Annotated in this window: 18 protein-coding genes and 1 pseudogene; 7 read left to right on the forward strand and 12 right to left on the reverse strand. The window is 67.9% G+C overall.

The features are described 5' to 3' along the window. Positions 1 to 7: 7 nt before the first annotated feature. Both WT26_RS27510 and WT26_RS27515 read right to left on the reverse strand, forming a co-directional pair. The gene (locus WT26_RS27510; protein WP_069271256.1) at positions 8 to 1018 is read right to left on the reverse strand and encodes a FecR domain-containing protein; all 1011 of its coding nucleotides are present in this window, start codon (positions 1016 to 1018) and stop codon (positions 8 to 10) included. Between the two features lie 11 nt (positions 1019 to 1029). Further along, on the reverse strand, positions 1030 to 1557 hold the full coding sequence (locus WT26_RS27515) for a sigma-70 family RNA polymerase sigma factor (protein ID WP_059953764.1): 528 nt from the start codon (positions 1555 to 1557) through the stop codon (positions 1030 to 1032). Between the two features lie 304 nt (positions 1558 to 1861). Here WT26_RS27515 and WT26_RS36500 point away from each other — a divergent pair. The 3 genes and pseudogenes from WT26_RS36500 to WT26_RS27525 form a co-directional block, all read left to right on the forward strand. Further along, a pseudogene (locus WT26_RS36500) lies at positions 1862 to 2020 on the forward strand (IS5/IS1182 family transposase); the annotation flags it as partial. A gap of 257 nt (positions 2021 to 2277) precedes the next feature. After that, complete coding sequence (locus WT26_RS27520; RefSeq protein ID WP_069271257.1) at positions 2278 to 3402, forward strand: sterol desaturase family protein; 1125 nt, start codon at positions 2278 to 2280, stop codon at positions 3400 to 3402. 19 nt (positions 3403 to 3421) lie between these two features. Then, complete coding sequence (locus WT26_RS27525; RefSeq protein ID WP_063901390.1) at positions 3422 to 4816, forward strand: cytochrome P450; 1395 nt, start codon at positions 3422 to 3424, stop codon at positions 4814 to 4816. A 68-nt stretch (positions 4817 to 4884) separates the two neighbouring features. On the opposite strand, the gene WT26_RS27530 is transcribed toward WT26_RS27525, so the two are convergent. From WT26_RS27530 to WT26_RS39170, 8 genes are all read right to left on the reverse strand, one after another. Continuing rightward, on the reverse strand, positions 4885 to 5730 hold the full coding sequence (locus tag WT26_RS27530) for a lysophospholipid acyltransferase family protein (RefSeq protein ID WP_059490433.1): 846 nt from the start codon (positions 5728 to 5730) through the stop codon (positions 4885 to 4887). 171 nt (positions 5731 to 5901) lie between these two features. Then, the gene (locus WT26_RS27535; RefSeq protein WP_231130526.1) at positions 5902 to 10206 is read right to left on the reverse strand and encodes a WGR and DUF4132 domain-containing protein; all 4305 of its coding nucleotides are present in this window, start codon (positions 10204 to 10206) and stop codon (positions 5902 to 5904) included. Between the two features lie 96 nt (positions 10207 to 10302). Then, positions 10303 to 12564 carry a hypothetical protein gene (locus WT26_RS27540; RefSeq protein ID WP_069274398.1) on the reverse strand — a complete coding sequence of 754 codons (2262 nt, stop codon included), beginning with the start codon at positions 12562 to 12564 and terminating at the stop codon, positions 10303 to 10305. Then, positions 12561 to 13685: a vWA domain-containing protein gene (locus WT26_RS27545; protein WP_069274399.1), complete on the reverse strand. Its 1125-nt coding sequence runs from the start codon at positions 13683 to 13685 to the stop codon at positions 12561 to 12563. Before WT26_RS27545 ends, WT26_RS27540 begins: the two co-directional genes overlap by 4 nt. A 100-nt stretch (positions 13686 to 13785) precedes the next feature. Then, positions 13786 to 16272: a DUF5682 family protein gene (locus WT26_RS27550; protein WP_069274400.1), complete on the reverse strand. Its 2487-nt coding sequence runs from the start codon at positions 16270 to 16272 to the stop codon at positions 13786 to 13788. Positions 16273 to 16407: 135 nt separating this feature from the next. Further along, the gene (locus WT26_RS27555) at positions 16408 to 17514 is read right to left on the reverse strand and encodes an ATP-binding protein (protein WP_059522753.1); all 1107 of its coding nucleotides are present in this window, start codon (positions 17512 to 17514) and stop codon (positions 16408 to 16410) included. Between the two features lie 226 nt (positions 17515 to 17740). Continuing rightward, positions 17741 to 19861, reverse strand: a complete 2121-nt coding sequence (locus WT26_RS27560) for a S53 family peptidase (RefSeq protein ID WP_069271261.1) — start codon at positions 19859 to 19861, stop codon at positions 17741 to 17743. After that, a complete protein-coding gene (locus tag WT26_RS39170; RefSeq protein WP_080414763.1) occupies positions 19846 to 20226 on the reverse strand; it encodes an isocitrate lyase/phosphoenolpyruvate mutase family protein in 381 nt (126 codons plus the stop codon). Before WT26_RS39170 ends, WT26_RS27560 begins: the two co-directional genes overlap by 16 nt. An 88-nt stretch (positions 20227 to 20314) precedes the next feature. Here WT26_RS39170 and WT26_RS27565 point away from each other — a divergent pair, with 88 nt between their 5' ends. Continuing rightward, positions 20315 to 21079, forward strand: coding sequence for a 2-keto-4-pentenoate hydratase (locus WT26_RS27565; RefSeq protein WP_069274401.1), 765 nt, complete (start codon positions 20315 to 20317; stop codon positions 21077 to 21079). 16 nt (positions 21080 to 21095) lie between these two features. On the opposite strand, the gene WT26_RS27570 is transcribed toward WT26_RS27565, so the two are convergent. Beyond that, on the reverse strand, positions 21096 to 21821 hold the full coding sequence (locus tag WT26_RS27570) for a glutathione S-transferase family protein (protein WP_069275161.1): 726 nt from the start codon (positions 21819 to 21821) through the stop codon (positions 21096 to 21098). 633 nt (positions 21822 to 22454) lie between these two features. On the opposite strand from WT26_RS27570, the gene WT26_RS27575 reads away from it, so the two are divergent. Further along, complete coding sequence (locus WT26_RS27575) at positions 22455 to 22892, forward strand: carboxypeptidase-like regulatory domain-containing protein (RefSeq protein ID WP_069271263.1); 438 nt, start codon at positions 22455 to 22457, stop codon at positions 22890 to 22892. 46 nt (positions 22893 to 22938) lie between these two features. Here WT26_RS27575 and WT26_RS27580 read toward each other — a convergent pair whose 3' ends face one another. Beyond that, positions 22939 to 23547 (reverse strand): hypothetical protein, encoded by a 609-nt coding sequence (locus tag WT26_RS27580; RefSeq protein WP_069271264.1) that lies wholly within the window; start codon positions 23545 to 23547, stop codon positions 22939 to 22941. A gap of 179 nt (positions 23548 to 23726) precedes the next feature. Between WT26_RS27580 and WT26_RS27585 the strand changes: the two genes are divergently transcribed. Continuing rightward, positions 23727 to 24272, forward strand: coding sequence for a DUF4142 domain-containing protein (locus WT26_RS27585; protein ID WP_060292585.1), 546 nt, complete (start codon positions 23727 to 23729; stop codon positions 24270 to 24272). Further along, a complete protein-coding gene (locus WT26_RS27590) occupies positions 24256 to 24618 on the forward strand; it encodes a cupredoxin domain-containing protein (protein WP_059880212.1) in 363 nt (120 codons plus the stop codon). Before WT26_RS27585 ends, WT26_RS27590 begins: the two co-directional genes overlap by 17 nt. Position 24619 lies beyond the last annotated feature (1 nt).

A 24619-nucleotide genomic window follows, 5' to 3' on the forward strand; every position in this document is an offset into this window, starting at 1 on the left:
CCGCGCGTTATTTGGCTTCGATCGAGATCCACCACGGCAGCGTGCGCCGCACGCGGATCGGCAGATCGCGTTCGAGCATCGCGAGCGTTTGGTCCGGATTGTTTGCCGGGAAGCGGCCGACAACCCGGATCCCCGCAACTTGCGGGTCGACGCCGATGCGACCATGCTGATAGCGGCTCAACTCCGCGATCAACGCGTCGAGCGTGACGTCCTCGGCCAGAATCACGCCACGCGACCATGCTTCGCGAGCAGGATCGGCGAACGCCGCGCCGGAAATGACGTCCGTTGCGAAGTGCCGTTGCTGGCCGGCCGCAACTACCTCGACGCGCCCTGAGAGGTTCCGAATCTGGACCCTCCCTTCGAAAACGGCCAGCAGCGTACACCGGTCCGTTTGCCGCACGGTGAAGCGGGTGCCCAATGCCTGCATCCGGCCGTTCGGGGTGTCGACGAAGAACGGCCGGCCTTGGCCGTCCTTGCCGGTATCGATGAGGATTTCGCCCATCGTCAGCGTCACCAGACGTCGTGCGCCGTCGTAGTCGACGTCGAACGCACTGTTCGTGTTCAACCAGACGCGCGTGCCGTCGGCCAGCAGAACGTCTCGCCGTTCGCCGACACCCGTGCGGTAGTCCGATCGCCATGCGGCCAACCGATCAGGCAGGGCCATGAAGCGCCCTCCCAACCATCCTGCGATGCCCGTCCCGCCCAGCGCCGCCAGACAACTCAGCACCTTGCGGCGGCCTATCGTGCGCCTGGCAGAAACCTGAACGGCAGCGGCGAGCGCCTCGCGCTCGCCGTCGCCCTCGCGTCGCAATGGCTCGAACCGGCGGCTCACCGCCTCGATATGCGCCCACGCGCGACGATGCTCGGGACGTTCCGCCAGCCATCGCTCCCACGCTTCACGGTGTTCGGCCGCTGCGCCGTCGGCATAAAGCGCGGCATACCAGTGGGCGGCCTGCTCAAGGCTCTCGTAATCCGTCTGGACGCCGCTCTCTGCGGCGGACGGGGAAGGCGTCGCCATGCGTCAGTGAGTCAGTGAGTCAGTCCGGCGTCGAGCAGCGCCAGATGCAGCATGGCCTGTGCGAGGTACTTTTGCACCATGCGCTCCGAGACAGCCAGTTCGCCGGCGATCTCGCGGCTCGGCAAGCCATGGATCTGCGCCATGATGAACGCCTTCCTCGCCTTCTCGGGCAACCGGCTGATGAACTCGCCCACTTCCATCAGCGTTTCGATGATGATCGCGCGGTACTCGGGAGACGGCTCGCAGGGCTCGGGGAGCGCAGCCAATGAATCCAGCCACGCCTGCTCGACTTGACGGCGGCGAAACAGGTCGATGCACATCCCCTGCGCCATCGTGCGCAGATAGGCACGCGCTTCGGCAGGGCCGTCGAAGCCTTTGGGGGCCGGTTTGAGGATCAGGCGGAGAAACGCGTCATGAGCAAGGTCGGCGGCATCGACGGCGTTACCCAGCCGTCTTCGCAGCCAGCCCTGCAACCAGCCGTGGTGGTCACGGTAAAGGGTGTGCACATCCTGATGCAAGGCGAGCTGGGCGGCGGTCATGTAACAACCCTTTCAACATCAACGGTTGTAGATCGTAAGGAAAATGCGAATCATTTGCATTTATAAACCACTTTCCATATTTCTTGCAACTCCTTGGCAATCTGACGAGACCGTATCGATGCCTTAGTCGTTCGTCGGCGTGCGCTGTTCGAAGCGCAAGCAGGCCTTTTAGGGTCCGATGTGGAGTGACCGATACGAAACTCTCGCCCGTCAGCCGCTCGATGCGGCACACCTCGTCTCCGGCAGTCGCCGCGCTGCCCGCGCACGCGGTACAACGCGCAGCGTGTGTAGAAGTTCGTAGATTCTGCTCGATCTGATTGACTGGAATCGGCTTGGCGCGGCGATGAGCACGAGATTCGTGCCGCACTGAGGTCGGCGGGCAACGTCGCCGCGGCCGCCGTACTTGCAGCAAGCATTCGACCTGTCGGACGAAGACGTGCTCTGGCAATGGCTGGAGAATCCGTCAAGATTCGGACATTTACGTACACCAGGAAGCAGCGGCCTTTTTTGCAACAAAGGCTGAAGCGATGCGGAAGGAGCGATTCAAGCGTGGCCTACATGAAGTCCTGCATTTTCAACAGCTTCGTTGCTTATAATCGCATGTTCGCCTTTGCGCGCCGTAGTCACGAAAACATGCATCGCGCCGCTCCTCTCTGCGTACATTCGCTGCTGCAAGATTCGTGAAGCCATGACATTTGCAACACCGGGGTATTGTCCAGCATGAGTCCATCCGCCATCGCTTGTGCCGTGGGCGGCGGCCTGATTCTCGCGGAAGCACTCCTGCTGAGAATGATGCGCCGCGAACACACGGTCTGGCCGGAACTCGTCTTCAACCTCAATTCTGGCCATATCCTGATGTGGGCCTTCCGTGGTGTCGAAATCGCGGCCTACGCAGCCGTTCTCGCCCATCTAAACCTGCACTGGATCGACCGCCTGCCGCGCGCAGCGCAGTGGACTTTTGCGCTGTTCGCGTGGGATCTCTGCTTTTATTGGCGGCATCGCACGCACCATCGATTCGGGCTGCTCTGGGCGGTGCATGTCGTTCATCACCAGGGCAAGAACTTCAATCTCTCGCTGTGTAACCGCAATTCCTGGTATGCATCGCTCACTGATTTTCCGTTCACCGGCGTGCTCGCCGTTCTGGGTTTGCCGCTCGATATTTATGTCGCCATTTCGTCGTTCCACTATGCTGTCCAGTTCTTCAACCATTGCGGCCTCGTGCGGTCGGCGGGCGTACTGGACCGCTTTCTGGTCACGCCGCGACATCACCGCGTGCACCATCGCGCCGAGCCGCAGTTTTTCAACTGCAACTTCGGCGGCACCTTTCTTCTGTGGGACAAAATCTTCGGCACCTTCACCCGCAACGACGACGATCACGTCGATGCCCGTTACGGCGTCGATGGCATCGCGAACAGCTGCAACCCGCTGCGCGCGAGTCACGAACCGCTACTGCAGCTCGCGGGCGCGAGGTGGCCAGCCAGCGAACATTGCTCACCGGCGCGTGTGAGCGCCGTTTTCGTGGCCAGCGGGGGCTTGCTCCTTTATGGCATGCTCATTTGCTGGCTCAATACGCAGCATGACGCCCACTCCGACTTGCATTGGATGCTGATGGGCTGCACGCTGGCCGGCACGATTGCGCTCGGCGCGCATTGCGACGGCAAGCGCTGGGCGCTGCCCGCCTGGTGCGCGCTGGCGTTCGCGCTGCCCGCGCTGCTACACGGCGATCGCACGATGAGCGACACCGTGCCCGCCGCGCTCCTCGTGCTGTTTGTCGTGCACGGCGTCTTCGGCATGATCCAGTTCGCGCGCAAGGCTGCGGCGTCCGCCCGACTGCCGCAGCGCTGAACGCTTTCGCCCTTCGTAGATGAACCTGCTTTCACCCACGCGTTTCTACCCCCCTGCGCCGACGCCTCACAAGTCACCGCTCGGCCCCTTCGCGCTGCTGCTCACGCTTCGCCGCAATCCTTTGGAGATCTGGTGTGAAGACGATTTCCGCCTGCCGATGCAGCTTCGCAAGACCATCGTCGATCGACGTGCGCTGGTCAACGACCCCGCCGCGATCCGTCGCATCTTCGTTGACAACGTGCGCAACTACGAGAAAAACGAGTTGCAACTGCGTCTGCTGCGCCCGGCACTGGGTGTTGGCATCATCACGTCGAATGGCGATGCATGGCGCAGACAGCGCCAGATGATGGCCTCGCTCTTCACGCCGCAGCGGGTCAAGGCGTTCGCCGTTGCACAGGCGGCAGCAGCGCAGCAATGCGCGGAGCGCATCGCTCAAGTCTCGCGCGCCTGCGGCGAACACACGCTAGACGTTGCCACTGAAATGGGCCGCCTCACGCTTGAAATCCTCGAGCACACGTTGTTCGGCCAGGGACTCGCGTGCGAGCCTTCGATGTTCCAGCAGGCCATCGCGCACTACCTCGAAACGCTCGGACGGCTTGACTACTTCGATCTCGTCGGCTTGCCGGACTGGCTACCGCGCCTGAATCGCCTCACGGGGCGTAAATCACTGCAGCACGCCGCGCGCGTTGTCAACGAGATGATCGGGCAGCGTCGCGCGCTGCTCGAACGCGGCGCGCCCGCGCCCCAGGATCTGGTTACGCTGTTGCTGAGCGCGCACGACGCCGAGGGGCAAGCGATGAGCGAGCGCGAACTGCACGACAATATCGTGTCGTTCATCGGCGCGGGCCACGAAACGAGCGCCAATGCCCTGACGTGGATTCTCTATCTGCTCTCGCAGTCGCCCGCCTGGCGTGCGCGCGTGGAGGCCGAAATCGACGCGCACGCGCACGAAGGCCCGGCGTTCACCGATCTGCCCGTAACGCGCGCGGTGATCGAGGAGACTCTGCGCCTGTATCCACCCATTCCAATGATGAGCCGAATCGCGCACGAAGACGACACGTTGTCCGGCGTGGCGATTCCGGCAGGCACGATCGTCACTGTTGCAACGTACGTGCTGCATCGCCATCAGACGCTCTGGAGCGACCCGCACGCATTCGATCCTGAGCGATTCATGGGCACCGCGCGCGAAAACATCCAACGCCATGCGTATATTCCGTTTGGCGCGGGCGCGCGCGTGTGCATCGGCATGAGCTTCGCGATGACCGAAATGCTGGTGGTCCTGCGTTGCCTACTCGGCCGTTTTCGCTTCGATCTGGTTCCGGGCCATCGCGTCATGCCTCAGGTGCGGGTGGCCATGCGCCCGCAGCACGGCATGATGATGCGCATCAGCACGCGCCAAGCGGGCCGGCCGTGATGGCCGACCCAGCCTGCTCTCGGGTCTTCGCGCACACCACCATTTGCACGCCCTTTTTTCGTTCACGCTCAGTCGTCGGCAAGCGAGTAAGTGCGCTCACGCAATTCGTCGATCAATGCGCGATCGCCACGGCCGTTGGCGAGTTGTGCGAAAGGCACGGGTGCGCCGATGCTCACCGTGACGGACGACCCGATACGTGCGCCCACCTCGCGGAAAATGAGTGCGAGCTTGAGCGTCCTGTCGATGTGACTCGCGATCTGGAAGAGCCGACTATTCTGCCCATGGAAATAGACCGGCAACACCGTGGCGCCAGTGCGGCGCACAAGCTGCGCGGCAAAGGTGCCCCACGGCGGATCGATCGCGCGCCGCCGACCGGCGCGATCCGGCGAGACGGAGATCAGCCCTGCGGGAAAGACAATCAGCGCGCCGCCGTTGCGCACGTGCTCGAGCGCCTTGCGCCGCGTGGCGATGTTCATGGCGCGCGCGGATTCGCGAGTCGAAAGATCGACCGGAAGCAGCCAGGGCTGCAACTCGGGCGCCTGCATGAGCACCGAACTCGCCAGCAGGCGGAAGTCGGGGCGCAACCGCTCGACAAGCCAGCAGAGTGTGACGCCATCCAGCACGCCATAGGGATGATTGGCGATAACCACCAGCGGACCTTGCGCGGGCGCACTCGCGAGCGCGGCGGCGTCGAAGCGGATATCGAGATCGAGCAAACGAGCGGCGGCGGACCAGAAACTCTCGCCTTCGACCGGATTCAAACGATTCTGCCGGTACAGGTGTTCGAGCTTCGCACGCGCTGTCAGGCGCTCGATCGTTTCGATCAAGAAGCGCCTGAACGGCGTGGTGACTTGCCCCGCATACGAGAATTGAACGCGCTGCGTCGTGTAGGCCCGTTCGATAAGTGTGTCCATGCTCCTCAAGTCCGGCGAATCCACAAAAAATCAAACTCGTTAAAAAATCTGTTCCGTACGCCTCGCGATTTCGCGAGAAACAACGCGGCGGCGGGCTCAGATCGCGTTGCAAAAATTACACGGATACGAAAGTAAAATCCCAGGTCGGTATTCCGTTCGGCCTGTCACGGGCTATTCGCGCATCCCTTCCAGATCGCGGATCAACTCGCTCGCCGAGATCTCGTCGAGCGTCGACAGCGCATCGGGCTCGCGAACGCCGCCCCAGTTCGACGGCGAACCGGCCTGCAGCGCGCCGAGCGCCTGCTCCGGATACATGTCGACCGAACCGACGATGATCCCCGGGTCGAGCGACAGCTCGATCACCTTGCCCGCGCCGAGCGGCTTCGTGAAATACCAGATGCAACCGGCATCCTGCACTTCGCCGCGCCGCCAGCCCTTGTTGACGAGCCCGAGCACGCGGCCGGTCGGTACCTTGACGCCCTTCCAGCGTTCGAGCAGAAGCCCGTTGCGCTCGTCGTCGGTCAGCCGGTACACGTCGCGGCCGAGCTGCGCGAACGGCTGCAGCAACTCGTAGTCGGCGAACACCTGCCCGAACGCGGCGGCATCGGCCGGTGCGATTTCCAGTGCATGCGGCACGCCGATGCGGATCGTCTCGCCTTCCGGTAACGTGAACACATCGTCGTCGGCCGTCGCCGCGGTGCCGTCCTCGGCCACGCGGAAGCAAGCCTTCAGCGTGCCGCCGAAGTTGCCGCCGTCGTCGACTTCGTACACACCCCACACGAGGCGCTGGACGAGGTGGCGCACGAGCGGATGCTCGGCGAGAAACGCGCGAAACACCTCGGGCGTCCAGCGGCGGCGCCCGCACATCGCCACCTCGAGCCGCGCGACCTGCTGGCTCGCGATCGTGCGCGCATCCTTCTTCAGCAGCTTGAAGCGCTCGACCGCTTCCTTGCCCTTCACGGGATCGTCGGTCTTCTTCGGCTTCGGCAGATCCGCGAGCCGCGCGCCGGCCACGCCGTCGGCGCCGGTCTCGCGCACATACGGCTTGAGCGTCTCGTCGAAGCCGACCCGGAATGCACGCGGACCGAAGTCGAGCAGCATCGTCCCCTGTTCGTCGAGCCCGAGATCCGGCGCGAGACGGTCCTCCAGTTCCTCGGGCGACAGCCCGCGCGCTTCCGCGATCGCCTCGATCTTCTCGCGCGCGCGATCCTGCAGCGCGCGGAACTTGACCTTCTGCGCGATGCCGTTGAGCAGCATCAGCGCGACGTCGCTGCCGATCGCGGCCAGCACGTCGAGGCCGGTCGCCGCGCGTGCATGCGCCGATTCGCCGGGCCACGTGCGGATCAGCGGCGTCAGCTTGCGTGCGGTGTCGTCGTTGCCGAACAGGCCCAGCGCGGTGAGCGCCCAACCCTCCTTGCCCGGCGCGCCGGCATCGAGCCATGCGTTGAAGCAGTCCCACGCGAAATCGGCCAGCGACTCCGCCGTGCACGCGTCCTTCACGACGTCGATGCCGCCGTAGACGCCTTCACCGGTCGGGAACGTCAGCATCTGGCCGAGATGGTCGAGCGCGTCGTCCGGCAGCGCCTTGCCGTTCTTCAGCACCGGACGGCGCCAGCCGCGCGGCTGCCAGAATTCAGGCAGCTTGCCGCGCTTGGTCGGAAAACGGTCGAGCGGGCTCTCGTCGAGCACGGCGCGCACCGCTTGCGGCACCGCGTCGTCGGCATAGCGCGAGGCGACGTCGATCAGCAACGCCTCGTGGCCGTTCGCCTGCAGCAAACGCAGTGCCGCGCCGGCGCAGTCGCGCGCTTCGCCCGGCTTGCCGAGCGACGGTGCGATCAGGCCGCTGGCCGCATGCTCCGGAAACTTCAGCAGCCACGCACGGCCGTCCTCGCGCAAGGTCTTCAGCTTCGCGAACGCGCGGGCCGCGATCGGCGCGCATTCGACGGCGCCGTAATTCAGCGCGTAGCCGAAATTCTCGGTCGGCTTGTTGCGCACGGTTGCGATGAGGCCCGGCAACGCGGGCAGGCCGAAGGTCGCCATCATCAGGTTCACGCCCGCCGTGCTGTGTTCGCCCGCCACCGCGTTCCAGATGTCGACGGCCATCGCGGCCGGCAGCAGCGTCAGGTACTCGGCGCGCAGCCAGTACCAGAAGTAACGCTCGCGCTTGCGCTCGTCGATCATCGCGCGCCACGCGGCGACGAACGCCGGCGCGTCGCCTTGCCGGATCGCCTTCGCCGCCGCCTCGCCGAGCGGCCCGTAGTATTTTTTGCTCGCGTCGAAACCGAGGCCGTCGATCAGCATCATTGTGTCCTTCGACGCCGCGGCGAGCCGCTTCGCTTCCCACTGGTCGGGCGTTTTCGCCTGGTTGCGCTTCGCTTCGTCCCAACATTCGACCGCCGCTAGTTCGAGCGGCTCCAGCGTCAGCGCAGCCGCCCGCTTCCGCCGCGCGGCCAGCCAGGGCGGCGCGGCCAGCACACCCGGCAATTCCTCGGCCGAGGCGACCTCGGCCGGGCCGGCCAGCAGCGCGAGAAGCTTGTCGATCACGGCCTGGGCCGGTGCGTCGAGCCACGGCCGCAGCCCGTCGACGTGCACCGTATGCGCGCGCAACAGGCGCGTGAGGCTCGGCGTCAGCAGCCCGGCATCCTTGCCGCCCGCGGCCACGAGCCGCGACAGCGCGACCACGCCCGCCAGCGGCCAGCGATCGAGCGACAGCGACAGGCGCGCGAGCGCGCCCTTCGAACCGCTCGCGACCTTCGCCAGCGCAGCCACCGCGTCGGGCGTGCCGATCGCGGCGAGCCCGTCGCCCGCCTCGTCGGCGGCGGCGCCGCGTTCGAGCACGTCGAACGCGGCCGTGCCGCGCTCGCGCAGCACGGTCGCGACCATCCGCGACATTCCCCAGAACTCGCGGCCATAGCTGTTCGGACGGATTCTCCCCGCCATCGCGATCGCGTCGGGATCGGTCGCGGTCAGCAACATCCAGTGCAGCGTCTCGGGCACGTCGCGTTCGGCGCCCAGCCGGCGCACCAGTGCATTCGACAGCTGCGGCGCATCGGGCAACAGCAGTGCGGGTATCGGCTGGCGGGTCGGGTGCAGCGCCGGCAACGCGGCCTCGATCCTGTCGACGCAGACCTGCCAGTCCGCCTCGCTCGCCGCGGCAAGATGCTCGCGCAGCGCCGCCTCGCCGCCGACGATCGGCCCGCGCCAGTTCCCGCGCACCGGGCCTTCGACCGTCGTCGAGAAACGATGGAGGCGGCGCTGCGCCTGACGGTCGTAATCGGCGTGCACCTGGATTTTCAACGCGTCGAGCAGCACGTCGATCGCGCCCGCCAATCCGTATTGCGCGACCAGGTAGTCGGCGACCGGGCGGCCGATCGTGGTTTCGCCGTGATAGTCGCCCAGGGTCATCGCCAGCGCGAACAGCACGGCGTCGGCTTGCGCGTCCGCCACCGGCCCGGCGATCGGCGTACGCGCGGCCAGCCGGTCGAGCATCCGCTGGGCGGCCGGGCGCAGCGCCGCATCGGTCGCGCCGATGTCGATCGAGTACCCGTCCTTGCCTTCGATCTTCAGCCACGCCGCGCGCACGTCGAGCACGGTCACCGCGACGGGAAAACGGCGGGACGCATAGGCTTCGCGCAGGATCTGCGGCGACAGCCGCACGGGATCGCCGTGCATCAGCCATGGCGGTGCGCCGGTGTCGGCGACCGCGGGCGCGGCAGGCACCGGCGCGGCGGCCTCGGACGCCGCCCACTCGCCGAGCGCCACGGCAGCCGCCTGCGCGTGCTCGTGCACGCTGGCCGACGCTCCCCAGCCACGCAGCAGGTGGCGCGACTTGAGCAGGTCGAACGCCATCGCGGCGCCCTGGTCGCCGACGTCGTAGCGGCGCTTGATCACGGCAACCGTCAACGTCTCGCCGGGCTTCATGTCGCCGTTCGCGATCTGCGCGCGCACGGTCTCGAAGACACGCTCGCACTGCGCGTCGAAACCTTCGGCTGCCGCAGGCGGCACGGGTGCGGGAGCGGAAGAGTCCGTCGATGCCGGCGCCGATGCGGCAGCCGTGGCGGCCGGCTGGGCCGACGGCGCGGCCGGCGCGCCATTCGCGGCATTCACCGTCGCAGGTTGCGCGCCCGCCGCCGCATCTGCCGACGGCGCGACGGCCGGCGGCTTGGCGGCAGTCACGCCGATGCTGGCGCCGGCCGCTACCGCGACTTCGGCATAGCCCTTGCCGGTCTTCTCCTTGACGAGCTTGTCGAGCGCGGCGCGCGCCTTCGCGTCGTCCGCGAACGACTTCGTCTGGCTCTGGCCCGCGGTGCCGATGCGGCCCCAGCGGATGGTGAGCCCGGAGCCTTCCTGCTCCACTTCCCAGAACTTGCTGGAATTGCCTTCGATCAGTTCAAAACGACGCATCCGTTCCCTCTCGCTCGGATCGACGACGCGGCACGATGCCGCGCCTGCATGCCACGGCCGCAACGCAGCCATGACGCCCTCTCGTTGATTCATCCCGCGGTCCGTGCAGCCTGCACGACGACTCGCGGTGTCGGGCGCCGCCTGCTCGCCCGTTCGACGGTCCTGCCGTCATTGCTCGACGATGCCCAGCAGCAGCAACGTCAGCGAACCCAGTTGCGCCAGGATCGACGCCGATTGCGCACCGCGCAGGCCGTCGGCCAGCGCGCGCAGCAGCCGGCCCGCGTGCGCGAGGCCGGCCCGCTCCAGCCGCGTGGCCTGCGCCAGTGCACGCTCGGTCGCGCCGCCGCCCTGATGGCGCATGCCCTGGCGCAGCCACTCGGCCAGCAGCGCCAGCGTGTCCTCCGCGAGCGCGACCAGCGCGGGCAACGACGCTCTGCCGCCGGCCAGCGGCAGCGGTTGCGGCGCCGTCGCTTCGGTCTGCAGCACGACGGCGCGCTGCGCGGTCAACACGGCCAGCGGCCGCATCACGGCCGTGCCCGCATGCAGCCGGACGGTGCCCGCCAGCGCGCGCAACGCGCCCCATTCGCCGGACAGTGCACGCGCGAGCGCATCGACCGCGCCGGGTGCCACGGCGCGATGCGGCAGCGCGAGGTGCAGCACATCGTTGCCGCCCGCATCGGCCGTCCCGCCTTCGCCTTGCGCGAGCCGCGCGTGCAGCACCTGGGCGGCCGCATCCCAATGGACCGACCGCACGACCATCGGCTCGAACGCGACCACGTGCAGCGACCCGGCCGCGCCTGCCGCCGCGCCGTTCGCCGCCTGTCTCGGCCGCACGAAGTCGGGCAGCGCGTCACGCAGGTGCGCGACGAGCGCCGCGATGCCCGGCTGGCGGATCGGTGCGACGAGATCGTCCCAGGATGTCGGCGACAGCGGCAGCACGCCTGTCTGCCGTACGCCGGCCGCGATGTCGACCGCACCGTTCGCGCGCCGCTTCGCGGTCTTCGTGACGACCTGCCCGGCGGCGATCTGCCGCAACGGCAAACCCGCGACGCGGCGGCCGGCCAGATCCGGCGCACGGCCGCCGGCCGCGACGTCGGCGGCACGCGGCCAGTTGCGCGTCAGCACCATCACGGTCTGCGTATCGGGATCGGCGAACAGCACGCTCGCCCCCTCTTCCGCGTCGTCGGCCCACAGCTCGACGCCGAGCGACACCAGCCGCAGATGATCGAGTTCGACCTCGCCCTTCACGCCGATGCCGAGCATCTGGCGGGCCGGCACGGCGGCATCCTCGCGCTGCGTCGCGGCGGACAACGCCGCGCGCAGGCGCGCCCACAGTTCGGCCAGCACGCGCACGAGCCGCAGCGGCTCGAAACGGCTGCTGCGTGCATGCTGCGCGTGCACGAGCTGCCAGGCTTCGTCGAGTGCGTCGTCGACCCACTGCCAGCCGCGCTCGCGCAGGCGGCCGCGCAGCGACTCCACGCGCGCGGCCAGCGCGATCGGCGGCTGGCTCGAACCGTCCAGCCACAGCGCGTGTACCAGCCTGTCGAGGTCGGCGATCAACGCGTGCGCCGCGTCGTCGCGCAGCGGCGACCGGTCGTCGCCACGTTCGTCCCCACGTTCGTCCCCTTCGCCGGCCGGCGGGCGCACCTCGACGATCGTCTCCGATACGCCGTCGCCCGGTGCACCGGCCTGCCGAAACGCCCAGACGGCCAGCACGACGTGCGCGCAGCCGCTGCCCTGCCGGCAGTCACAACGCGCATGCGCGAGCGAGCGTCGCGAGAAGAACCGCACGGTGCACATCGGCAGGCGCGCAACCGGCGACGACTGCGCGCCGGACCACGGCTGCACCGTCACGACGGGCCGCGCGGCCGCGATGCGCGCGGCCTGTTCGAGCACCGACGGCGCGAAACTCGCCGCCAGCGCGGCATCGTCGAAATCGGCGGGACTCCATGCGCGATCCGCGGACGGCACGCCGTTCGCATCGTCATCTGCTGGTGCATCGCCCGAGTCGTCGCCCGTGTTGTCGCGCGTTTCGTCGCTTTCCACATCGTTCCGATTGCGGATCGCTTCTTCATGCGTATCGATCTGCTCGGCCGCGTCGTCACCGTCCGCGCGCGCATCGGCCGCATTGGACGCTTCGGTTGCCTGCATGCTCGCCTGATAGGCGAACACCAGCATCACGCGATGCCGGCACATGCCGCTCGCGGTGCAGTTGCAAGCCGCGTCGCGCAAGGTCCGGCCCGGCGGCAGGCTGGTACGCACGCCGTCGTCGAACGACGCGTGCACCGTACCGTCGCCGTCGACGGCCAGCGCCGGTACCGCGCCGGCGGCGACATCCTTCCGGGCACGCTTGACGAACCCGGCGTTGGCGAGCGCCGTCAGCGCTTCGGGCGTCAGTTCGAGGAGGTCGTCACGAATCGGCGCGCTCATCCCTGCACCTTCTCGGCGAGCCACGCGGCCAGTTGCCCGGGCGTCATCGCACCGATTTGCGCACCGGCGTTCACGAGCCGCGCGGCCATCTCGCGGTCGTAGGCGGGTTCGGCAGCCGAATCGAGCGCGGCCAGCCCGAGCACGCGCGCGCCGCTTTCGGCCAGCGCCTTCACGCGGCGCACGAGTTCGTAGCCGCTGCCGCCTTCATAGAAATCGCTGACCAGCACGACGATCGTGCGGGCGGGATTCGCGACGCACGATTGCGCATACGCGACGGCCTTCGCGATGTCCGTCCCGCCGCCGAGCTGGACCTTCATCAACAGCTCGACCGGGTCGGATACGTCGGCGGTCAGGTCGACCACCGACGTGTCGAAGGCCACGAGCCGCGTGCGCATGCCCGGCAATTGCCACAGGCACGCGGCCATCACCGCGCTGTGGATCACCGAGTTGACCATCGACCCGCTCTGGTCGACGAGCAGCACGATGTCCCACGGCTCGACGTGGCGACGCGTACGGCTGCTGAAGACCGGCGTGTCGAGATACAGCTTGCGCCGCTCGGGATGCCAGTGGCGCAGGTTCGCGGCCAGCGTGCGCGTGTAGTCGAAATTGCGCGCGATCTTCATCCGCGAGCGGCGGCGCCGGTCGCGCGTGCCGCTGAAGGCCTGCCGCACGTCGGTCGCCAGCCGCTCCATGATTCGCCTGACCACCTCGGCAACCAGCCGCCGAGCGGCCGCCAGCACCTCGGGATTCATCAGGTGCTTCGTGTGCAGCACGGCCCGCAGCAACGATTCGGACGGCTCGATCCGCTCCAGCACCTCGAGGTTCGTGACGACTTCGTCGATGCCGAAGCGCTCGACCGCATCGCGCTCGAGCCGGTCGATCACCTCTTTCGGAAACAGCGTGTGGATCGTGTCGATCCAGTCCGGCGTGCTCAGCGCGGACGGCCCGAGGCCGGCCCCGCGCTCGCCGCGCTGCGCGCGGCCGTCGTCGCGACCGTACAGCCATTCGAGTGCCGCGTCGGCGGCCCGCGCGTCGGCCCCCGGCGTGCCGCACGCGGCTTCGGCCGGTTCGCCGAGCAGCAGGCGCCAGCGTTCGAGCGGGCCGGGAATGTTCAACGGCATGGCAGAACTCGCGGAAAACGCGCCGCACCGTACCGTGACGACACGACATCGTGGTGAAGGAAGCAGAAGCCGGGCGCGCGGCGGCCTGTCGATCGGCACTTCACGACGCCTCCGGATCGGGCGTGAGCCCCCAGCGGCGCAGACGGCCGAGCACCTGCGCCTCGATGCGCGCGGCGTGCGCGGCCTCCTCGGGCGAGGCATCGTCCGCATGCCGCTCCGTCAATACGCGGCGTGACAGGTGTGTCGCGTCGTGCAGCGCGAGCACCTGGTCCGCGAGCTGCCCGCGCTCCCGCGGCGGCAACCACGCGAACGCGCTGCGCAGCCCCGGCAACGCGAGCACGAAATCGGCGTCGTCGAGCGCGCGCACGGTCGCATCCATGCCGGCGACGAAGGCCGGTGCGCTCGCCAGTGTCTCGCGCGCCAGCGCAAGCAAACCGCCGAGCGCATCGCCGAGCGCGGCGGCCGGCATCGCGCGCAGCAGCGCCATCGCATCGTCGATGCCGGCGACGGGTTGATCGTCGTCGACGCCGGCCTGCCCCGCCAGTCCGAGCAGCGCCCCGAGCGCCGCGCCGCGGCTCGCGGGCGCCGCCGCCGTATCGGCCGCCTTGCGCCGCCAGACGGCCAGCGCGCGCAACGGCTCGATCGCGAGCGGCGTGTGGGCGACGCCGCCGGCACCGGCCAGTACGTCGGCCACGATCCGGCGCAGCGCGACGTGCCCCTGCACGTGGGCGTCGAGATCGGCCGGCGGCAGCGCGGCGGCCGGCTCCAGCAACCATAGCGCGCGATCGAACCCGGCCTCGACGACGATCCGCAGCACCGGTGCATCGTTCATGCCGAGCAGATGGCCATGACGCAGCAGCGTATGCAGGTTGCCGAGCGCCGGTGCGAGCGACTCGAAGCGCTGCTCGCGCGCGACCGCATCGTGCAGCGTGTCCAGCAGCGCGGTGCTCAGCGCTGCCAGCCCGGCCCACGCGGCGCGGTTCAGGCCATCCGCGAGCGGCGCGATGCGGCCGCCCGCCTCACGCAGTTCATCCTCGAGCCGCGCGCGTGCCGCGTCGGACAGCGTCGCGCCCCACGCACCGGCTTCGATCAGCGCCGCCTGCTGCTCGAGCGGCTCGCCGAGCTGCCAGACTTCATCGCGTTCGCCCGACATCGCAAGCTGTGCGCCCTGGCGGCGCACGATGCCCGGTACGCGCAGCAGCGCCAGCCGGTGCAGCACCCGGCTGCGCGCACGCCCCTGGTCGGTCAGCAGGTCGAGCGTCAGCGTGCCGTGCAGCACGATGCCGAGCGCGGCCAGTTCGTCGCGCACCGCGGCGACGAGCGGCGGTTGCGGCGTGCCCGGCGCGAGCTCGCCGGCGGCGTCGCCCGCCAGCGCATCCATCGCCTCGACCAGCACCGGATCGGTGCCGGCCCGCAGCGGCCCGCGATAGGTCCACGGCAGCGGCGCGTCGAGCGCCTCCTTCACCAGCGCGCCGGCCAGCGCGTCGAGCCAGTCGCAGCGCAACGGCCGCGCATGGCCGCGCAGGCGTGCGAGCCCTTCGGCCCGCACGTGCACGGCAATCAGGTCGGCCGTCGATACCGGCAGCTTGCGCGCGCGCAGCCGCTGCATCACGTGCTCGAGCACGCGCCGCGCCGCCGCTTCCGCGCCGTCAGACCAGACCCACTGGTAATACGCCGGCGAAGGCATCCCCGACGCGTAGCCCGCGAACGCGTCGAGACGCTTGAACGTGTAGGGCACGAGATAGGAACCGTAGCGGACGCTGCGCGTGGCCGCGTCGGCGGTATTCGAGTCCGTCGCGGGCACGCAGGCGCTGCCCGCCTGCGCATCGAGCACGGCGCATGCGCCGCCGTCGACGGAGCCGGGTTCGGGCGTATCGGGCAACGCGGCCGGCAGCGTGTGCCAGAGCCTCGCCAGCGCCGGCGCGTGATAGCCGCCGCAGACCACCAGCACGTCGTCCGCCTGCCCGCCGGCTTCGGCGACGGCCCACGCGATCCAGCGCGCCATCATCCGTTCGCGTGCCTGGTTGCCGAGCGAGCCCGGATCGTCGGCGCGCAGATGCGTGAAGTAGGTCGACAGGCGCGCCGCGAGTTCGTCCAGCGCGCCGGGCGTATCGCCGACGTCCTCGAACAGGTGATCCCACAGCGCATCGCGGCCTTGCACCGCGAGCGTGTCCGCCAGCGCGCGCTCGTATGCGTCGGCGCGAGCCTCGTGTTCGGCGTCCGCGACATCGGCATAGCGGTTCTCCAGCCGCGAGAACGCCGCGTGCCACGCGGGCAGGTCGATGAACCGAACCGTCGCGCCGACTTCGCGCCCCGCCTGCAACGCCTGCCATTCCGGCGAATGCTCGGCGAACGGGGTCCACGAGCCGTAATGCGCGGTATCGCCGGACAGATAGCTGTAGATCGCGATCGGCAGGCGGTGCGGACGATACAGTTCGTCGAGCCGGCCGTTGAAATCGGCCGGCCCTTCGATCAGCACGTAGCGCGGCCGCCGTGCGCGGATGCGCCCGGCCACCAGCCGCGCGCACGCGGGGCTGTGATGGCGGATGCCGACGATGTGCGGTTGGCCGGGCGTCACGGTCTGCATGCGGCGCCTGTCAGTCGAAGTCGATGTGTGCGGCGCCGGCGGCGGTCGACACCTCCGCGCAGCCGCCGCGCGCGCCGGCCGCAACGCGTCGCGGCCATGGCATGCGTCCGTGATCGGTCGTCCTCATGTCGCGCGTCACGGCAGACGGTGGCGTGCCGCGTAATACGCGCGCCAGTGCGCCCCTTCGCGCCGGGCGGCCTTCTGTTCGAAATAACGGCGCAGCTTCGCGCGGTCGTCGGCGTTGTCCTTGACCACGGTGCCGGCGATGCAGTCGACGAGATCCTGCGGCGACCCTTCGCGCTGCTCGAGAAACCATGCGCGCACGCCGACCGCATGCGCGACGTTCACCGCTTCGGCCGTCGACATCACCGCCGTCAGCCGGTCCATCGCGCCGTCGCCGCCCGCCGCATCGCCGGCCCCGCCGCGCAGATCGCGAAACGTGGTGACCAGCAGTTCCAGCACCGGCTGCGGCACGGCCGCCGGGATGCCGCTGCCGGCCAGCAGGCGCGCGCTGGCTTCGCGCACGAGCGCGAGTTCGCTGTCGAAGTCGAGAATCGGAAATACGGTTTCGAAATCGAAGCGCCGCTTGAGCGCCGCGCTCATCTCGTTCACGCCCCGGTCGCGCGTGTTCGCGGTCGCGATGATGTTGAAGCCCTCGCGCGCGTACAGCATCCCGTGTTCGCCGTGCAGTTCGGGTACCGCCATCACGCGATCCGACAGCATGCCGAGCAGGCAGTCCTGCACTTCCAGCGGCGCACGCGTGATTTCCTCGAAGCGCACGATCCGGCCGTCGTGCATGCCCTGATACAGCGGCGCGGGCACGAGCGCGCGCGGGCTCGGCCCTTCGTTGATCAGCAACGCGTAGTTCCAGCCGTACTTGATCTGGTCTTCGGTGATCGATGCGCCGCCCTGGATCGTCAGCGTCGACGTACCGCTGATCGCGGCCGCCAGCAGCTCGGACAGCATCGATTTCGCGGTGCCCGGCTCGCCGACCAGCATCAGCCCGCGCCCGGTGGCGAGCGTGACGAGCATGCGCTCGATGCTCGCGATCGGCGCGACCACCTTCGGCGCGATGCCGAGCGAGCGGTCGCCGGCAATGAATGCGCGGGCGGCCGTCAGACTCAGTTGCCAGCCCGGCGGGCGTGGTTGGGCGCCATCCTGCGCCTTCAGCTGCGCGAGCTGATCGGCATACAGGACTTCAGCGGGCGGACGCTGCAATGCATGCGGTTGAGACGGAGCCATGTCTGCTTCTTCTTGTCTTGTATTCGCGGTCGGGCTCGAAGGCCCTCGGAGCGCGAATTATATCGCCCCGCCTGATTTTATTGATAGCGGACAGCGCCCAGTTTCTGCCGCCCGACTGCGCGAGCACGGGCCGCACGGTCTCGTATCGCGTCGGCGCGCGAAGCCCGGCAACGATCGACTGGCCCGGAATCACGACCCGGCCCCCCACCAGCCAACGATCCCCGGCTCACCAACTGTTCACCAGGTTCGTCACATTGACCGTCCCGATGCCGGTCGCGAAATTCCAGCCGACACCGGCGCCAAAGGCTTTCCGGTAGCTGTTGCTCGTCGTCGACAGCACGCCGCTGACGCCGCCCGCTCGATAGCAGTTGATCGAACCCGTGCAGTTCACGTCCATGTCACCCTGCGTGACGTTATAGAAAATGCAGCTGCCGCCGACATTCCTGCCGTTGCTCGAATTGCAGCTGCTGCTGCCGCCAGCCCCGTATTCCGTCTTGGCGAGCCGGTAGAGAACCGGATTCGGATTCCCTTGACTGGCGTTCTTCTTCTCGTTGACGAGCGCCTGAAATCCCGCCCAGATCGGCGACGCAAATGACGTCCCGCCCGCCCCCGCCCAGCCGCTCGGCTCGCCGGTGCAGGCTGCGCCGCCATCCGCGGCGTCGGAGTCGCAGAACACGTAGAAGTGTCCCCACGCGCCGTCGGCGGCGAACAGCGAAACGTCGGGAAGGTCGCGCACCAGGTCGGACGGATTGCCGACGAGCGACATCTGCCAGGACGGCTTGGCGTAGCCCTTGCACGTGCCGCCGACGATGCCCTGCTGGCGCGGGACACCCGTGGCGCAACCGCTCGGTCCTCCGCTGCCGCTTGCCGTGGTCTGGTAGAACAGCAGGCCGTACAAGCTGTTGCAAAAGCCCCCGCGTCCGTATGTCGTCGAGTAGCCGTTTGCTGCGGCGAGCAGCGTGCTCGCGCAGGAGTCGTTCCATGGAATTTCGTTGACGTACGACAGCGCCGAGCCGTAAGTCGAGCTGTTGGTCGAACTCCAGTAGGTCGAGTTCGTCCCTGCGTAGGTGTCGCCGAAGTCGGTGCCGCCGACAGCCACGTTGTAGGGTGTCGACGCAAGGCCGTTGACGCCGATGCCGTGCGTCGCGCTCGTGACGTTCGGGTCGCAGCCGGCAGCCCCCTCGTCGCCGGCCGCCACGAACACGGAAACGCCCTGACTGGCCGCCTGCTGATACGCGGCGTTGTAGGCCGCGTTGGCGGCCGCGCCATTTTCCGCCTCGCATTCGCTGTAGCTGATGCTGACGATAGCCGGCGCGCTCCCGCTGTTGAGCAGGTTCTGAAGTGCGATCAGCCCACCGAACGTGGTGCTGGTGTCCTTGCACGACGCAACCACGATGGCTGCGCCCGGGGCTGCCGCGCTGGCCCATTCGGCATCGAGTTCGGCTTCCATCTCGTTGCCGGCAACGACACCGGGGTCGGCGCAATTGCCGGGGTGGATCTGCGACAACGAGCCTGTCGCATAGCCGGACAAGCCAAAGGTCGAACGGAATGCGGTCCAGTCCGCAACGTCGTACATGTTCGTGTTTTCGATGACGCCGATCGTCTGCCCCTTGCCGGTGATTCCGGCCGCGAACAGCGGCTGCAGATTGTAGATGGTCGCAAGATCGGCCGGGACGACGGCGTTGTACGTCGCGAACAGCGATGGGATCGTATAGGCCCGCCTTGGCTTGAAGCTCGCGTGGGGGCGGAAGTCATGCAAGGACACGACGCCGCGCACGATACCGGCGAGCGCCTGCGGAACGCGCGGATTGCTCATGTTCGCGATGTGGGCCACGCCGTTGATATCGAGCTTGTGGATTTCGGTCTGAAACGTGCGGCGAACCTGCTCGGCCGTTCCCGAGAAATCAATCACCATCGCGCTCTTTTGCACGTTGTTGACGGTAAAGCCATGCCGGCCGAGCCAATCCGTGACCGCCGACACGTCCTCCTTGGCGGGACCGAACTCGGCCCCAAGCTGTTCCGGGGTGAGCCAGCGGTGGGAATTGGAAGAAGTCGGATCGTAGAGCTGATCGATGAAGCGATCGAGCGCGGCTTCGGTTTCCGCGGGACGATTGAGGAGCAGCTGCATGTGTTCCAGAACGAGGCTGTCGTCAACCCGGCCGCGATCATTGCCGGCGGTTGCCTCCTGACGGATATTGCCGGGCAATTCCACGGTCTGGCGTTCGTCGATGACCTGGGTGACGAGTCGCGAAGGCGAAACCGTCCTTGCCTGGGGCAAGCCAGGAACGATGACGAGCAGAATGCCGAGAAGCGGTATCAGGATTTTCGATTTCAGTTTCTTGAGCATGATCTTCTCCGGGAAGCCGACTGCCCGTCGTGTGCCTGCGTCGTTGGATGTCCCTGCGAGGCTGGCCGGAGCACGTCGGGTTCCGGCTCCGTCTGCGCGAGCACGCATCGTTCATGCCATGCGCGGATAACCGAATGATTTGATTGCGGTTCGCCGTTCCCTTGGCGCACAAGGCCGAGAAAAAATGCGGAAGCTGTTTCAGTTTCGAAACGAGCCATCGGTGCCGGGAATCGATCTTTCCGACCCTCGCCGTCTGCATGGCCCGACATATCGGCGATGGCCGCGCTGGACGTGCCAACGGCGGCATGGCCCGCGGCTTTCGCTGCACGGGCGCTTGCGACGTCCCAGACGTTGGCGAGCAGCAGCGGTTATCAGTCCAAACCCGCTATCATCGACCCCTTCGCCTCACGCCCCGCATCCCGCCGCGAGGCGCCGCCAACTCCCGGATACGACATGACGAACACCCCCGAACGCGTGGAACGCGCCGCCCGCCATCTGCTTGCAGCACGCCGCGCCGGCGTCGCCGGCCCCCTGCTGCCGGATGATTGCCGGCCCGACGACATCGAGACGGCCCTCGCGGTCCAGCGCCGCGTCGTCGAACTGTCGGGCGAGCCGGTCGGCGGATGGAAATGCGCGCTGCCGCCGCCGGGGCGCGTCGTCGTCGCGCCGATCTTCGCGTCGACGATTCATGCGTCAGGCGGCCGGTTCCGGGTCGTTGCCGATGCGCCGACCGTCCGGATCGAACCGGAGATCGCGTTCGTGCTCGATCGCGAGCTGCCCGCGCGCGAACGGCCGTACGACGAACAGGACGTGCGCGGCGCGATCCGCGAAGTGCGCATCGTGCTCGAGGTGCTCGGCTGCCGCTACGCGGAGCCGTCGCGCGCGACCGTGCCGGAGCTGCTCGCGGACGGGCAATTCAACCAGGGGCTGTGCGTCGGCCCGGTCGTGCCCGACGGGCTGAACGTGCCGCTCGAGACGCTTGCGCTCGAGCTGCACGGCGGCGTGAACCGGTCGATCGACGGCCGGCACCCGGACGGACATCCGCTCAGGCCGCTGGTGTGGCTCGTCAACTTCCTCGCATCGCGCGGCGAATCCGTTCGGGCCGGGCAGATCGTGACGACCGGTTCGTATGCGGGCGCGATCGAAACCCCGCTCGGCCAGACGCTGACCGTGCGATTCGGCGCGCTCGGGAGTCTCGCGGTGGAACTGGTCGCCTGAGTTCCGGCCCGCCGCGCTACGCGTCCAGTTCCGGGTAATGCCGGAAGATCCCCTCTTCGTTGAACGGAATCCGTCGGTCGGACGCGAGGTAACGCGCGACCGGCGGATGCTGCGCGACCCGGTCATGCAGGTCGATCAACCCGAGATGCTTCGGCGCGATGCGGGCCATCGCTTTCGGAAACGCATATCGCAGCCCCTCGATCAACTGGAACATCGACAGGTCCGCATAGCTGAGTTCGCCGCCTGCCATATAGCCGCTCTTGTGCGGGTTGTGCGCGAGCACCTTGCCGAAGTAGCCGAGGAACTTGGGCACGCGATGCTTGAGGAAATCCTCCGCCCGCATCGCTGCCTCCGCCTTCTGATCCTCGTAATAGAGGCTGGCGGCGATCGGATGGTGCGTGTCGTGGATCTCGGTCACGAAATCGGCCACGGTCAACTGAAGCTGGTGCACCCACAGCCGGCCGGCTTCGTCTTCCGGCGCGAGCCCGAGCCGCGCGCCGAGAAACAGCAGGATGTTCGCGGTCTGCCCGACCACCAGTTCGCCGGCTTTCAGGAACGGCGGCGCAAACGGCAGGCAAGCCTCGGTCGCGCTGTCCATCATGCGCATCATCGCCGGCACTCCCATGCCGCGCCCGGATCGGCGGGCGACGTCGACGTAGTCGGCTTGCGCCGCTTCGAGCGCGAGCCGCACATATTCGCCTCGGCCCTGGATCTCGGGCCAGTAATACAGTTCGTAGCGCATGTTGCCCTCCACTCGGTTCGTTGAAAGCCGGAATGGTCCGGCACATTCCCGATTGTCGCGTATCGCATCCGCGCAACGTGTCGTTCGTCAGCTTAAAGCGTGCCGATTAAAAGTGCGCGCTTAAGCCTGTCTTAATCCTTTCGATCTAGGCTGAAATTGTCGTACCGTGAAGCGGCCATTGCGGCCCGGCGCGTCACGCGTAGGCTCGCGGCCACGCCATGCGACAGGAGCCAGGCATGGCACGCAACGTGCAGAACACGCGTTGCACTCTTCGATGTGACCACCTCGCCTGCGCTGCGGCTGGCGCGGCGCGGTTTCACCGCCCCTTTCCCCGCGCCCGCTGCCGCGCTTCAGCCGCCACGGTCTGCTTGACGGTACGGCAAACGTCACGGCGCAGCGTCGAAAGGCGGGCATCGACACCAGAACCCGCCCGGAACATGACGAGCCGGCGGCGTTCCCCCACGCCTGACCCGGCGCGCTATCCCGAACGCCAGTCCATAGCCGGTCCCGACCTGATGTCTGCCGTGATGCCATCCGGCGCAGCGCGCGCCGTCGCGCCATTGCCGTGCGTTCGATGCCATCGCGAACGCCTTCATGTGCGGTTTTGCATGGCGCCAACGGAGGGAGGTCACGATGAAACGCTTATCCACCTTGAAACTGGGGGTCGCCGCCGTGGCGATCGGCCTGGCCGGCCAAACCGTGCTGGCCGCCGATGCGTCGTCGCTGCCGCCGCAAAATCACGAGGGCCAGGTCGCCTATGTGTCGGGCGGCATCGGCACCGATCAGTCGGCCGCGCTCAAGCAACAGATGCCCGACTATTCGCTGGTGCTCGAGTTCGCCGGACGAACCGGCAGCGGCAACAACGAATATCTGGCGGACATCCCGGTGAACGTCACCGATGCGCACGGCCGTCAGGTCCTGTCGACGGTGACCGAGGGTCCGTTCCTGCTGGCCGCGCTGCCGGCCGGACGCTATTCGGTGACCGCGACCTACAACGGTCAGACCCAGCGGCGCAACGTGCAGGTGCAGGCGTCGTCGCACGTTCACGAAGTGTTCGTCTGGAACATGTGACGGGCGCCGTGGCGCCACGCGGCACTGCAATTGCTTCGCAGTGGCTCTATAGCGACGCGCGATCTGTCGGTGCCGGTCCCGGCTGGGCGTCGGCCGCGGCTTGGTCCGGCGCAGGCGGCGACAGATGCGCCGCGTCGGGATCGTCGCCCCCATTCTGTTGAACCGCTTCGTTGGCTTTCGCCCGCCGTGCGAGCCGACGGTGCAGCCATCCCGACAGCACGCCCGACGTGATGAACGCGTCGGCGATCACGATCACGTCGAGGCCGCTGATCTCTTCGTCTGGCGCGCGCATCTGGTGAGCGTCCAGAACGACGTAGCCGATCATCATCGCCGTGCCGATGAGCATGCCGAGCAGCACGAACCACCGGCGCCGCACGTGCGTGCCGAGCGCGCCCATGATGCCGCCGGCCACGGCAATCGGCATGAAATAGCCGAACCGGAACGAGGCGAACAGCACTAGCAGCGCCATGCCGGCGCAAATCTTCAGGGTGTCCAGGAAAGGCAGGCCGAACGCCGACCAGATGATCAACGCAATCGTCGGTGCAACGAGCGCGGCAACGAGCGGCCCGCCGATCGCGAATGCGGCGACGCCGAGCACGACGCGGTCGAGGGGGCTATGGCGGTGGCGCGGCTGGCGTCGAGCGGCGGTCTTCATGTTCTTGTCGGTGGTCGGAATGGCGGCCCGCCGAAGTGTATCAAGCTCGCGCGTATCGAGCCCTCCCGGCCGCGCGCCGGAAACGGGCGCGCGGCACGCGACATCCAATCGACTGAGCGGCCCCGAACCGCGTCCGCGTGACGGCGTGATCCCGTCAGCCAATGTCCGGAGGAATCCAGATGAACACTGTCCTCGATGCCGCGCTATGCAGCGCGCTGCTCGCCGTCGCCGTCCCCGTGTCCGCGCAGCAGGCCGCCCCGACCGACCCGCAGATCGCGGCGATCGTCGTCACCGCCAACCAGGTCGACATCGACGCGGGAAAGCTGGCGGAATCGAAAACCCGTAACAAGGACGTCAAGGCATTCGCCGACCGCATGGTGACCGACCACACCGGGGTCAACAAGGCGGCGACCGACCTCGTGCACAAGCTGGGCGTGACGCCCGAAGAGAACCCGACCAGCATGAATCTCAAGCAGGGCGGCGATACCAATCTGCAGAACCTCGGCAAGCTCGACGGCGCGCGTTTCGACCGCGCGTACATCGATCATGAGGTGACCTATCATGAAGCGGTGCTCGACGCGATCGATCACACGCTGATCCCGTCGGCGAAGAATGCCGAGCTGAAGGCGCTGCTCGTGAAGAGCGAGCCGGCGTTCGTCGCGCACCTCGAACATGCGCGGCGTCTGCAGTCGACGCTGGGGAAAGGCGGTGGCGGCGCGCAATGATGCGCCGACGGCGCCGTCGCGGCGCGGCATCGGTGCGCGATCTGCGTTGGCGGCAGCGCTGCTGTGCGCGCTGTTCGCGGCGTCTGCGGCGAGCGCGGACTCGCACGTGGTCGTGATCGAGCAGATGCGCTTCACGCCGGCCACGCTGACCGTGCATCGCGGCGACGAAGTGACGCGGGTCAACCGCGACCTGTTTCCGCATACGGCGAGCGCGGACGGCCATGGGTTCGATTCCGGCAGCATCGCGCCGCAGGCGTCGTGGCGTTACGTGGCGCGCGAGCGCGGCCGGCTCCCTTACTCGTGCACGTTTCATCCGACGATGCACGGCACGTTGATCGTCCGTTAGA

It is taken from the genome of Burkholderia cepacia, from assembly GCF_001718835.1.
GTDB lineage: Bacteria > Pseudomonadota > Gammaproteobacteria > Burkholderiales > Burkholderiaceae > Burkholderia > Burkholderia cepacia_F.